Source organism: Povalibacter sp. (genome assembly GCF_036520495.1).
Taxonomy (GTDB): Bacteria; Pseudomonadota; Gammaproteobacteria; order Steroidobacterales; family Steroidobacteraceae; genus Steroidobacter.
Map to the genome: position 1 here is coordinate 159,552 of NZ_DATDJO010000068.1, position 12,398 is coordinate 171,949.

10 protein-coding genes are annotated in these 12,398 nt (G+C 61.5%); 7 read left to right on the forward strand and 3 right to left on the reverse strand.

All coding sequences use genetic code 11. From position 1 onward, the window contains the following. Window positions 1-558: 558 nt before the first annotated feature. Entirely contained in the window at window positions 559-1,173 is a 615-nt protein-coding gene (locus tag VIZ63_RS23955; RefSeq protein ID WP_331612344.1) for a TonB family protein, read from the reverse strand. Window positions 1,174-1,368: 195 nt separating this feature from the next. Between VIZ63_RS23955 and VIZ63_RS23960 the strand changes: the two genes are divergently transcribed. Next, on the forward strand, window positions 1,369-3,708 hold the full coding sequence (locus tag VIZ63_RS23960; RefSeq protein ID WP_331612345.1) for a TonB-dependent siderophore receptor: 2,340 nt from the start codon (window positions 1,369-1,371) through the stop codon (window positions 3,706-3,708). 62 nt (window positions 3,709-3,770) lie between these two features. Further along, on the forward strand, window positions 3,771-4,451 hold the full coding sequence (locus tag VIZ63_RS23965) for a Fe2+-dependent dioxygenase (RefSeq protein ID WP_331612346.1): 681 nt from the start codon (window positions 3,771-3,773) through the stop codon (window positions 4,449-4,451). 3 nt (window positions 4,452-4,454) lie between these two features. Here the strand turns inward: VIZ63_RS23965 and murU are convergent, their stop codons facing one another. Together murU and VIZ63_RS23975 are read right to left on the reverse strand one after the other, a co-directional pair. Beyond that, the gene (murU, locus tag VIZ63_RS23970) at window positions 4,455-5,129 is read right to left on the reverse strand and encodes an N-acetylmuramate alpha-1-phosphate uridylyltransferase MurU (RefSeq protein ID WP_331612347.1); all 675 of its coding nucleotides are present in this window, start codon (window positions 5,127-5,129) and stop codon (window positions 4,455-4,457) included. Next, the gene (locus VIZ63_RS23975; protein ID WP_331612348.1) at window positions 5,126-6,175 is read right to left on the reverse strand and encodes an aminoglycoside phosphotransferase family protein; all 1,050 of its coding nucleotides are present in this window, start codon (window positions 6,173-6,175) and stop codon (window positions 5,126-5,128) included. Before VIZ63_RS23975 ends, murU begins: the two co-directional genes overlap by 4 nt. 173 nt (window positions 6,176-6,348) lie before the next feature. On the opposite strand from VIZ63_RS23975, the gene VIZ63_RS23980 reads away from it, so the two are divergent. The 5 genes from VIZ63_RS23980 (at window position 6,349) to VIZ63_RS24000 (ending at window position 12,350) form a co-directional block, all read left to right on the forward strand. Then, the gene (locus VIZ63_RS23980) at window positions 6,349-8,535 is read left to right on the forward strand and encodes an LPS-assembly protein LptD (protein ID WP_331612349.1); all 2,187 of its coding nucleotides are present in this window, start codon (window positions 6,349-6,351) and stop codon (window positions 8,533-8,535) included. A gap of 131 nt (window positions 8,536-8,666) precedes the next feature. Beyond that, window positions 8,667-9,977 carry a peptidylprolyl isomerase gene (locus VIZ63_RS23985; RefSeq protein ID WP_331612350.1) on the forward strand — a complete coding sequence of 437 codons (1,311 nt, stop codon included), beginning with the start codon at window positions 8,667-8,669 and terminating at the stop codon, window positions 9,975-9,977. Between the two features lie 78 nt (window positions 9,978-10,055). Continuing rightward, window positions 10,056-11,051, forward strand: coding sequence for a 4-hydroxythreonine-4-phosphate dehydrogenase PdxA (pdxA, locus tag VIZ63_RS23990; RefSeq protein ID WP_331612351.1), 996 nt, complete (start codon window positions 10,056-10,058; stop codon window positions 11,049-11,051). A 5-nt stretch (window positions 11,052-11,056) separates the two neighbouring features. Next, window positions 11,057-11,854, forward strand: coding sequence for a 16S rRNA (adenine(1518)-N(6)/adenine(1519)-N(6))-dimethyltransferase RsmA (gene rsmA / locus VIZ63_RS23995; RefSeq protein WP_331612352.1), 798 nt, complete (start codon window positions 11,057-11,059; stop codon window positions 11,852-11,854). Between the two features lie 49 nt (window positions 11,855-11,903). Further along, complete coding sequence (locus VIZ63_RS24000; RefSeq protein ID WP_331612353.1) at window positions 11,904-12,350, forward strand: universal stress protein; 447 nt, start codon at window positions 11,904-11,906, stop codon at window positions 12,348-12,350. Window positions 12,351-12,398: the final 48 nt, after the last annotated feature.

Sequence of the window (12,398 nt, forward strand, 5' to 3'; positions counted from 1 at the left end):
GATGACGTTGCTGCTGGTGCGTAGGCCATGCTGTGCGCTCGGATTAATAACGGAGTCTGAATCAGCCCCGTAAATTCTGAATGCGTAACCGTTATCTTGGTGTCGCCCGCATATGCGTCTAACGCATACGTCCCGTTCCCCGGGTCGATTGGGTCGACTTAATGCCTGCGCATCCCTTTAAAGGGATTGACATTACAGTCCACGCACACCGCAGAACGCCGCGCAAGGTATAAAGTTTCCCGAAGGAAGGCAAGCACTGGAGAGAAGGAATCGTTACCTCAAAATTTGAATTCGTCGTCATCAATTTTGCACGCACCGCTTTGGCAAGTTACTCGCTGGGAGGGCATCAAAACGAGTCAAGACGACTGCGAATTTGCCGAAGGCTCAGGCATCGAAGGCAGCTCTTTCGCTGATCTCTCAACATGCTTGCCAACGGCTGATCCCAGACGGCTGATCCCATAGGACTGACTATCGGCAACATTTGTTCCGCAATGGCTGTCATTGAACAACGGTGCTGTCGCACTGCGCAATGACCGGAATATGACGATTATTGCAGGGTCACGCTGAACTGCGGTTCAGTGAAAACTCTATGGGAATGAGGACGGACGCACGCCGCGGTGAACCGTCTTCCACATAAGGGCGGAACGCCGCACGCTCCACCGCTTCACGCGCCGCATGATCCAGTCTGCTGAAGCCGCTGGATGTTTCGATTTCGATGCTGCATGCGACACCGTGCTCATCGATAAGCACTCTTAGTATTACCAGGCCCTGCTCTCTCAGCTTGCGCGACGCGGGCGGGTAGCGTGGCACGGGTTCGCGCAGATACTCGACACTCGAAATCAGCCTGGGTGTCGCCGAGTCACCTTCGGTCGGCGCCACATCAGTTCGCACAGCGACACCTAGCGCCTGCTCGGAGGGTGGTCCCACCGGGATTTCAATCAACGGAGCTTCCGGTATGGGAGCAATGATGTTCGCAACGACGACCTTAACCTCTGGTGGGGTCCACTGCTTCGGTGTTGCCGGCGCAGAAATAAAGCGTACCGCTACCGGTGTGGATTCGAGACCCAGTTCGAGACGAGGAGCAATAGAGAGCAGCCCATAGATCACGGCTATATGGGCGGACAAGATCGCCGCGGCAACGGTCACATGACGAGAGCGGTTCTGACGAAGCACTCGAATGACTCTTTAATGACCTTGGCGAACATTGCCAGACTGCCAGCTCATCGAATCATGCACCCATTCGCAGGTCCATTGCAAACGCGAATGCTTCTCACTTATATTCCTATTGGCAATCCCTCGATCGGACAGCTGCTCGCCTGGAGGAAGAAGCGAACGCTGCCCTCACCACCCTTCAGGGAGCTTCTGTCCATGCGGATTTCGAACGTGTCGCGGCGTACGCCGCTGGCTGCTGCCGTCCTCGCATCTCTACAGACAACGTCGATGCATGCTCTGTCTGCGGAGACCGCAAAGCCACAGCAGTTGCCAAAAATTTCGGTGGGTGCGGCGGCGGCAGAAGAAGAGGCAGCAACCTCGTACAAGGCTGATGTCGTCTCCTCGCCGAAGTACTCCGAACCGCTGATCGACATCCCCCAGAACATCATGGTGGTCACGCGGCAGGTGATCGACGATCAGAAGCTGCTATCGCTGCGCGACGTACTCAGCACGGTCCCCGGGATCACATTCGGCGCCGGTGAAGGCGGTGGCGGCTACGGCGACAGCCTGACACTGCGGGGGTTCGCCGGCAGCAACGACATCACCACCGATGGGATTCGCGACAGCGCGCAGTACACGCGCTCGGATACGTTCAATCTCGAGCAGGTGGAAGTGATCAACGGCGCGAACTCGGTGTATTCGGGCGCCGGTGCCGTTGGCGGCACAGTCAACCTGGTCAACAAGACTCCCACCCTCAACCCATTCAATCAGGTCGGGGCTGCTGCGGGTACGGATTCCTATGGACGCATTACCGGTGACGTGAATCAGACCATTGGCGAGAGCACTGCCGTGCGATTAAACGTCATGGCCCACCAGAACGACGTGCCGGGACGCGACGTCGAAGAGAACAGGCGTTGGGGTGCGGCGCCTTCGATTGCCTTCGGTCTCGGCACCGATACGTCGTTATCACTGGCGTATCTGCATCAGGAAGACGAAAACACACCTCAGTACGGTGTGCCCACTTTCCGTGGCCACACCATGCCCGGGGCGAAATACAGCAACTACTACGGCTACAGCAATATCGACACCCAGGAGATCGATGTCGACAGCTTTACCGCTGTGCTCGATCACCGCTTCGACAACACGTTCTCGGTTCGCAATCTGACTCGCTGGGCTGAAGTCGATCAGATGGCCATCGTCGATCCGCCGCAGGGCACCTTCTGCCTCGCATCCGCAACGGCGCCGTCAGGCGCAGCGTGTGCTGCCGGCCTGCCACCCGGCTCTTATCAGCCCAGCGGCCCGCGTGGCAATGTGCGCGACACGACCAATACGCTCATCGTGAACCAGACTGACTTCACCAAGACCTTCAGCACGGGCTCCGTGGCGCACACCCTGGTCGCAGGCTTCGCTATTTCGCACGAAACCTACGATCTCGATACGGGTAATGTCCTGCGCAATCCGGGCGGTGCGACCCCGAATCCCGTTTTGCCACTGATGAGCATCGAGAATCCCGACCACCTTTATGGGGGGCCGCGAAACTACGTGCGATCACAGACGCAGGATGGCGAGTTGGACAATCAGGCGATCTACGTCTTCGACACACTCGGCTTCAGCGACCACTGGGAACTGAATGGCGGCGTGCGCTATGAGAACAACGACGGCAACACGACGACTGTCGCATACGCAACCGATGGCGTACGCACTGCCAGCCCACCGGCCGAGAATGCCGACAAGCTGTTTTCCTATCGTGTCGGGCTGGTCTACAAGCCGGTCGAAACCGGCAGCATCTATGTGGCCTACGGCAATTCGGAGACACCGTCGAAAGCGTCGGTGAACGGCTCCTGCCAGCTCATACAGTCACCCAGCAACGTAGGTCAGCTGCAGGGCAATGCCAATTGCACGACCGATCCGGAGGAAGCCGTCAATTACGAGCTGGGCATCAAATGGGAATTGTTTGAGGCGCGCCTGCTGGCAACGGCTTCGATTTTCAGAAACGAGCGCACCAACTATCGCGTCAACGATCCAGGCAACCCGGGAAATCCCTCCGGCCAGCAGCAATTGGACGGTGAAGCGCGCGTGGATGGTTTCATCGTCGGCTTCGCCGGCAAGATCAATGACAAGTGGGCTGCGGTTCTGAACTACACGTATCTCGACAGCGAAGTGCTGCAGGGCGCCTCTGCCTTTGCCTCGTCGCGCGGTGAGGACTACACCAGGGGCGACCCGCTGACGAATGTACCCAGGAACGCACTCAGTCTGTGGACAGCGTATGACCTCCCCTATCGCATTCAGGTGGGTTACGGACTGACCTACCAGGACGAGGTCTACGTGACCCAGCACAGCTCGACAAATGTAAACGGACCGCTCTACACCGCGCCGGGTTACATCGTGCATCGGGCCATGGTGAGCTGGGGTGTCACGCGCAACCTGGATCTCCAGCTGAATGCCAACAACCTGTTCGACAAGGAGTACCTGGTGCGCGTACGAACCCAGGAACAGGCGTGGGCGACTCCGGGCGAGGCCCGGTCCTTCGTCCTGGCCGCGAATTACAGCTTCTGATCGGCCGCTGGGCGACAGGCCCGAGCCCCAATATTCGCTCATGACCCTAGTAAGCTGCCGCCGTGATTCTCGCCATCCCCAACGTGCTTTCGGCTGAGCAGGTCGCCGAAACACGACAGCAACTGGACACTGCTGCGTGGATCGATGGCCGCGTAACGGCAGGTCACCAGTCCGGGCGCGTCAAGGACAACGAACAACTGGTCGAGGGCTCACCGCTGGCGCTCCGACTCGGTGAAGTCATCCTCGCAGCGCTCGAGCGCAATCCGCTGTTCGTGTCCGCAGCGCTGCCGTCGAAAATCCTTCCTCCCCTCTTCAACCGCTACAGCGCCGGGCATTCGTTCGGCACTCACGTCGACAACGCCGTGCGACAGATCCGCGGCACACCGCATCGCATCCGCACGGATCTTTCCGCGACGTTGTTCCTGTCCGCCCCCGCGGAATACGACGGCGGCGAACTGATCGTCGAGGACATGTACGGGCCGCAGACCATCAAGCTGCCCGCGGGCCACATGGTGCTGTATCCGGCGAGCAGCCTTCACAGAGTGCTGCCGATTACACGAGGCGCACGCGTGGCTTCATTCTTTTGGATTCAGAGCATGGTGCGCGACGATGGCGAGCGCGCGCTGCTATTCGACATGGATCTGGCGATCCAGCGATTGAATCGCGAATCACCCAATCATCCGAGCGCCGTGCAGTTCACCGCCGTCTATCACAATCTGTTGCGACGCTGGGCCGAGATCTAAGCCTCAGCGTCGGTCTGCGCGCAAGGAAGCATCCAGTTCCTGCAACTGCTCTGGCGTGCCGACGTTACACCAGCGCCCGTGGTGCAATTCCCCGCCTACCCTGCCCTTGCCGATCCATTCGTGCATCAGTGGCGCCAGTGGGAAGCGCCCCCGGCTGCAGCCCGCGAAAAATTCGCTGCGAAATATGCCGATGTTGGCGTAAGTCAGGCGTTCGCCGGCTGCCACCAGCCGACCGTCCTTCAGGGCGAAATCACCGCGCGCATGGAACTTCGGGTTCGGCACCACGACGAAATGCGCAACATCGCTCGCAGCGAGGCTCTTGCTGACTCGCGCAAGCGAACAGTCCGTCCAGATATCGCCACTCACGACCAGGAAGGGTTCTGGTCCCAGCAGGGGCAGCGCCTCGAAGATACCGCCACCGGTTTCGAGCGCAGCATCGCCTTCGTCGCTGTATGCGATACGCACGCCGAACCGCGAACCGTCTGCCAGGGCTTCGCGAATGAGATGACCGAGCCACGCGAGATTGATCACGATGTCTGTGATGCCCGCCGCCGCGAGCGCCTCGATGTGATACTGAAGCAGCGGCTTGCCGGCGACCGGCAGCAGGGGCTTTGGTACCGAGTCGGTCAACGGCCGCATCCGTTCGCCGCGCCCTGCGGCCAGGATCATCGCTTTCATCGCAGCGCCGGCGTCGCCTGATTCAGCAAGGGCATGACCCGCCCATCGATCAGCTCACGCAGGAACTGCAGTTCCGGATAGCTGCCACTGACGACGCGCACATAGTTCAAGGTGCGTGGAATGTCTTTCAGATAGCCGGACTTGCCGTCGCGGTGCCACAGACGCGCAAAGATGCCGATCGCCTTGAGGTGCCGCTGTACGCCCATGAAATCGAACCAACGCAGAAACGCCTTCTGGTCCGATCCGGTATCGACGCCCGCTGCCTTCGCGACATCACGGAATCGCACTAGCCACCCATGCACACGCTCGATCGGCCATGCGACATAGCAGTCACGCAGCAGCGACACGAGGTCGTAGGTCACCGGCCCGTACACGGCATCCTGGAAATCCAGGATGCCTGGATTGGCGCCGAGCTTGCCGCCGCCGACCATCAGATTCCGCGAGTGGTAATCGCGATGTACGAAGACCCGCGGCTGCGACAACGCATCAGCGGTCAGCGCATCGAATACGCCCTGCAGGCCCGCTGTAGTCGCGGCATCCAGCGTCAATTGCAGGTGCCTGCCCCAGAACCATTCCGGAAACAGTGTCATTTCCCGACGCAGCAATGCGTCGTCGTACGCAGGCAGCTCCACGGCGTGCTCGCGGCCATTGACCTGGATCTGCACCAGCGCATCCATGGCGTCGTGATACAGCCGGTCGGCATCGCCGCCGCTATCGATCTCGGCCAGATAGGTCCGGCCGCCGAGATCCGAATTCAGCAGGAAACCTTCGGCGATATTCGTCTCGATGATGTGCGGGGCATTGACACCGGCCGCGACCAGCATGTTCGCGACGCGGATATACGGCTCGATGTTCTCCTTTTCGGGCGGCGCATCCATCGCGATCCAGCTCTGGCCGTTGCGCGTTACACGAAAGTAGCGACGAAAGCTGGCATCCGCCGAGGCCGGAGCGATGCCGAAGTCCCGCGATCCGAACAATACCGACAACCATCGCTGGAGTTGCTCGAGTCGTGGATCGGCCTGCGCCCCATCATCAACGCTAATCACGAATGCACCCGCTCATGAATTCTCTTTTCCTCATGACACTCGAACCAACTGCAGCCCCATACCCAAATAATCTGAAACCCTGGAGACGGTCGTAACTATAATCGCTGCCGATGCCAGGCCCACGTTCGACAACACATGCACTTCTTCGTCGCCTTCGTACCCTCACGCCGACGATGCTGGCTGTGTCAGGCGTTTGCGTCCTGCCCGGCCCGGCCATGGGTGAGGATTGCCCGGAGCCGGTGAAACTGCAATCGGCAGCCGCGCTACCCGCCACGACTGCTCCAGACGAGCAGCAAGACATCCAGCTCGAAATGGACAGCTTCGAGGCTACGCGCGAAGGTCTGTGGAACCTGGAAGGCGACGTCGGCATCAAGCAGGGCGATCGCGAGATCAAAACCTCCGACGCCACCTACGATCCCGAAAAGCAGACGTTCTCGACGCGCAGCGGCGTCACCTATTCGGACCCTGGCATGAAAGTTCAGGGCTCAAGCGCAGACTTCGATCCGAACGGCTCGGTCACGTTCGAGGGAGCGCAATTCGAGCTTCCAGCGCAACCGGCCCGCGGTTCCGCCGCCCGCATCCGTGCGAACAAGGACGGCGAGCTCAGTCTCGATGCCGTGCGTTACACCACTTGCCCGCTCGGCAATGACGACTGGATCCTGAAGGCATCGGACATCGATATCAGCCAGAAGTCGGGGATCGGCACGGGGCGCAACGTGCGCCTGGATTTCAAGGGCATACCGATCCTGTACACGCCGTTCATTTCGTTTCCGGTGAGCGATCAGCGCAAGACCGGCTTTCTGTTTCCGACCTTCGGCACCTCCTCGCGCAGCGGCACGGAGATCGGTGTGCCCTGGTACTGGAACATCGCGCCTGAGTACGACGCGACTCTTCTGCCGACCTGGTACTCGAAGCGCGGCGCGCGGCTGGACAGCGAATTGCGCTACCTCTCGCCGTTCGGACGCGGCACGCTGACGGCGGATTACCTGCCCGACGATCAGGAGTTCGGCGATTCGCGCCTGCTCGCGCACTTCGCCGATCAGTCCGAATTCTCCCAGCACCTGCGGCTCAACATCGATGCCGCCAATGTCAGCGACAATCGTTGGTTCGAGGACTTCGGCCTCGGCCCCGAAGGCACGAGCGCCAGCTACCTCAATCGTTCGGCGAACCTGATCTATCTGGACCACACCTGGTTCGCCTCGCTGCTGGCACAGAATTTCCAGGTGATCGATTCGACCATCGATGATTTCGATCGCCCCTACACGCTGCTGCCGCAACTCGCAGTACATGCCCATGCACCCGGACAGCCGTTCGGCCTGACGCTGAATTTCGACGGCGAACTGTCGAACTTCCTGCGCAACGATGGCGTCACCGGAATGCGCCTGGATGTCGCCCCGGAACTGCGGATGCCGCTGCGCGGAGCAGGCCTGTACCTCGAACCCGCCGCGAGCTGGCGTTACACGGCTTACGATCTGGACGACACCGCGCCGGGCGCCGATCGCTCTCCGCGTCGCTCGGCACCGATATTCAGCCTCGATGGTGGCATCGCCTTCGAAAAGAACTGGGGCGAAGGTGGCAAGCGCCTGCAGACCTTCGAACCGCGCGCTCTTTATCTGTACGTGCCCTACCGCAATCAGGACGCCCTGCCGGTCTTCGACACGGACGAACCCGACCTGAATCCCGTGCAACTGTTCCGGACCAATCGATTCATCGGCGCCGACCGACTGAGCAATGCCAACCAGGTCAGCATCGGCTTCACCTCGCGGCTGCTCGATACAGCCACGGGACAGCAGTTCATCGCCGGCACGATCGGCCAGGCCATCTACTTCGACGAACCCACGGTGACGCTTCCCGGCATGCCGCTGGACGACACCGAATCCTCGGATATCGTCGCCGAACTGGAACTGACGACGTTCAAGGACTGGAACGTCAGCATGGGTGTGCAATGGGATCCGGGCGACATGCGCTCCGAGAAAGGCGATATCAATCTTCAGTACCGCCCGGAAGTCGACCGGGTCGCGAACCTCGGCTATCGCTTCCGCCGCGACAATATCGAGCAGGTCGATGGCTCCGTGGCCTGGCCGATTGGCGACCGCTGGGGCGCCTATGCGCGCATGGTCTATTCGCTCGAGGAAAACACGACGCTCGACCAGTTCGCGGGCTTGGAGTACCGCTCCTGCTGCTGGCGCCTGCGGTTCGTTGGCCGCCGTTACGTCAGCAACCGGGACGGCGATGTGGACACCAGCTTCCTGGTGCAGCTTGAACTTAACGGGTTATCCAGTGTCGGAGTGGGCGCGGATGCTTTCCTGGAACGCTCGATTCGGGGATACTCGATCAACCGGCCGGGCGAGTCGAACTAAGCCTTTGAATCGAGTGCCGATCCAGTCCCAGGCCGGGCAAGTCCCAGACTGAGTAATCAACCGGCGGGATGCGCCTCCGGAATGTCCACTGACCTGCGCCGCGAAGCCGCTGCGTGACCGACCTGAAGCCCATGAAAAACGCTCTCTCCGTTGCCCTCCTGGCGTTGTCCCTGCTGGTATCCGTCGATGCGCTCGCACAGACGCGCGATCTGTCGACCAGCGGTGTGCCGCTCGACCGGATCGCCGCCGTCGTCAACGACGGTGTGGTCCTCAATAGTGAGCTGGACCAGCAGACCGAGGAGATCACCGCGCGCCTGCGTCAGCAGAACACCGAGCTGCCGCCCCGCAACGTGCTGCGCCGCCAGATTCTCGAACGCCTGGTGGTGGAAGAAATCCAGATGCAGCGGGCCGACAAGCTCGGCCTGCAGATCTCCGACGAAATGCTGAACGGCGCGCTCGAGAACATTGCGCGCAACAATGGCATCGCCTTCCCCGACCTGCCGCGCATGCTGGAGCAGCAGGGTGTGAACTATCGCGATTATCGCGACGAAATCCGTCGCCAGATGACGCTGCAGATGCTGCGCCAGCGCGATGTGATCGGGCGCATCAACATTTCGCCGCGTGAAATGGACCAGGCCATGGCGCGCGCCAAGAACTCCCCGAACCAGAACACCGAGTACAACATCTCGCACATCCTGATTTCGGTCCCGGTGACGGCGACACCGGAACAGATCGAGGCCCGCGAGAAGCGCATGCAGGAAACCTACGAGAAGGCCAAGGCAGGAGAGGATTTCGCGCAGCTGGCGCTTACCTACTCCGACAGCGCGACCAATATCGAAGGCGGCTCACTGGGCTGGCGCCGGGGCTCGCAGCTTCCCTCCATCATTACGGATCAGGTCGTCAAGATGCAGCCGGGCCAGATTTCCCAGCCCATCCGCACACCCAGCGGCTTCCACCTGTTCCGCCTGAACGAAACCCGTGGCGGTACCGAGCAAGCTGTCGTGACGCAAATGCATGCGCGGCACATCCTGCTCACCCCGAACCCGCTCGAAGACGATCAGACGCTCGAACAGAAACTCAACGACATCCGCACGCGCGTGCTCACCGGCGGTGAGGACTTCGGCGCCATCGCTGCGGTCACCTCGCAGGATCCAGGCTCCGCCGCGGACGGCGGCGATCTTGGCTGGGCCGGCCCGGGCACCTTCGTTCCCGAGTTCGAGAAACAGCTCAACGAGCTGAGCGAGAACGAGATCAGCAAGCCGTTCCGCACCCAGTACGGCTGGCACATCATCCAGCTGCTCGGCCGGCGCACGCACGATGTGACGGAAGACAAGCAGCGACAGCAGGTGTACGCGCAGTTGCGCGAATCGAAGGCCGAAGAAGAAACCGAACTCTGGCTGCGCCGCCTGCGCGACGAAGCCTTCGTCGACTACCGGATGTGACATCCGGTACGGCCGGCGCTGGGGATGACGCAGGCCGCCTGACGCATCCCGGACCAGCGCCGAGTCGTTGCATGCTTCATGACTCAGCCACGCCTCATCCTCACGTCCGGTGAACCTGCTGGAATCGGGCCCGACCTCTGCATCGAGGTGGCGCAACGATCCTGGCCATGCGGGATAGTGATCGCCGCTGACGCCGATCTGCTCGCAGAACGGGCTCAACAGCTGCAGCGCCCGCTACGCATCGCGCGTGTCGGTCTCGACACTCCCGGATTACCAGCACCGGCCAATACGCTGCAGGTGCTCCACGTGCCGCTGCAGCAGCAAGTGCTGGCGGGAAAACTCGATGTCGCCAATGCGCGTTACGTTCTGCAACTGCTCGATATCGCAGCCGACGGCTGCCTGAGCGGCATTTTCGATGCGATGGTCACGGCCCCTGTACAGAAGAGCATCATCAACGACGCTGGCATCGCCTTCTCGGGTCATACCGAGTACCTGGCGGAGCGCACGCATGCAGTGCTGCCCGTCATGATGCTGGCCTCTTCCACGCTGCGTGTGGCGCTCGCCACGACGCACCTGCCGTTGACTGCCGTAAGCCCGGCGATCACGCCCGCACTGCTGCGACAGGTGCTGCGCATTCTCGACGCCGACCTGCGCCAGCGCTTTCACATCGCGGCACCACGCATCATGGTGTGCGGCCTGAACCCTCACGCAGGCGAAGGCGGTCACCTTGGGCGCGAGGAAATCGAAGTGATCACACCGGTGATCGCGGATCTCGTTGCGCAGGGAATGAACCTTATCGGCCCGGTTCCCGCGGATACGGCATTCACACCACACCAGTTGGCAAAGGCCGATGCAGTGCTCGCGATGTATCACGATCAGGGACTGCCGGTGCTCAAGTACGCCGGCTTCGGCAATGCCGTGAACGTCACGCTGGGCTTGCCCATCGTGCGCACCTCGGTCGATCACGGCACGGCGCTATCGCTGGCGGGCACCGGACAGGCGGATGCCGGCAGCCTCATCGCCGCCATCGAGATGGCCATCGAAATGACAATCCAACGGCCGACCGCGAGCTGAATTCCATGCATGTCGCCCGCAAACGTTTCGGCCAGCACTTCCTGCACGACCCGGGCGTGATCGCACGCATCGTCAATGCCATCGCGCCGCAGCCCGACGACCCGATGGTCGAGATCGGTCCTGGCCTCGGTGCGATCACTCTGCCGCTGCTGCAACGCCTCAACCAGCTGGATGCGGTCGAAATCGATCGTGATGCCATTCGGCATCTGCGCGAGATCACGTCCGACACCACGCAGAAGCGTGGCATTCTGCAGATTCACGAAGCCGATGCGCTCAGGTTCGATTTCGGCTCGCTGCGCGACGTGCCGCTGCGCCTGGTGGGCAACCTGCCCTACAACATCTCCACACCGCTGCTGTTCCGGCTCATCGCGCAGCGCCACCACATTCACGACATGCACTTCATGCTGCAGAAGGAAGTCGTCGCCCGAATGGCCGCCGGTGCCGGCGATGACGATTACGGTCGACTCTCCGTGATGCTGGCGCCCTGGTTGCGGATCGAACCGCTGTTCGACATCGGCCCTGGCGCCTTCCGGCCGCCGCCGCGCGTCATGTCGACACTCGTGCGGTTGGCACCACATCCCCAGCCGCCCTTCGTCATCGCGGATGCGCAACGCTTTGCAGCGGTCGTTGCCGCCGCCTTCTCGCAACGGCGCAAGACCTTGCGTAACGCGCTGAAGTCGCTCTTGAGCGCGGAACAGATTCTCAGTGCAGGCGTCGATCCGGGCGCACGCGCGGAAGTGATTGCACCGGCGGACTTCGCTGCCCTGGCCGCCTTGCCTGCCCGGGCACCCGTTCACAGCTGACGCGCTTATACTCACGGCTGCCCCGCGCCACGCAACTCAAGGAGCAGCCATGACAGCAGCCACCACGACCGGATACCGGAAAATCCTGCTGGCAGTGGACCTCTCCGACAACAGTCCGCTGGTCGTCGAGCGTGCCAAGGCCATTGCCAAGTGTTACGACTCCGCAATCACGTTGCTGCACGTCGTCGAATACGTACCCGTGGAACCGATGGGCGAGGCGCTGCTGCCGGCGGTGCAGATCGAAAGCGAACTCGTCGATCGGGCCCGCACCAAACTCGGTGAACTGGCGCAGCAACAATCATTGCCGCAATCCCAGCAACTCGTGGAGACCGGCAGCATCAAGTCGGAAATCGTGCGCACGGCGCAGCGCATGGGCGCTGACCTGATCGTGCTCGGCAGCCGCGAGCGTCACGGGCTGGCCATCCTCCTCAACTTCACCGAGGACACCGTGCTGCACGCGGCGCCTTGCGACGTGCTGGCTGTGCGGGTCCCGTAGCCAGGGATTACATAAAATTCGTCTCATGCCGTCCCCGATTTCGGGGCA

Coding starts and splice junctions, on each gene's coding strand:
- VIZ63_RS23960 (WP_331612345.1), top strand. CDS start 1,369: ATGCGGATTTCGAACGTGTCGCGGCGTACGCCGCTGGCTGCTGCCGTC.
- murU (WP_331612347.1), bottom strand. CDS start 5,129: ATGAAAGCGATGATCCTGGCCGCAGGGCGCGGCGAACGGATGCGGCCG.
- VIZ63_RS23980 (WP_331612349.1), top strand. CDS start 6,349: ATGCTGGCTGTGTCAGGCGTTTGCGTCCTGCCCGGCCCGGCCATGGGT.
- VIZ63_RS23985 (WP_331612350.1), top strand. CDS start 8,667: ATGAAAAACGCTCTCTCCGTTGCCCTCCTGGCGTTGTCCCTGCTGGTA.
- pdxA (WP_331612351.1), top strand. CDS start 10,056: ATGACTCAGCCACGCCTCATCCTCACGTCCGGTGAACCTGCTGGAATC.
- rsmA (WP_331612352.1), top strand. CDS start 11,057: ATGCATGTCGCCCGCAAACGTTTCGGCCAGCACTTCCTGCACGACCCG.
- VIZ63_RS24000 (WP_331612353.1), top strand. CDS start 11,904: ATGACAGCAGCCACCACGACCGGATACCGGAAAATCCTGCTGGCAGTG.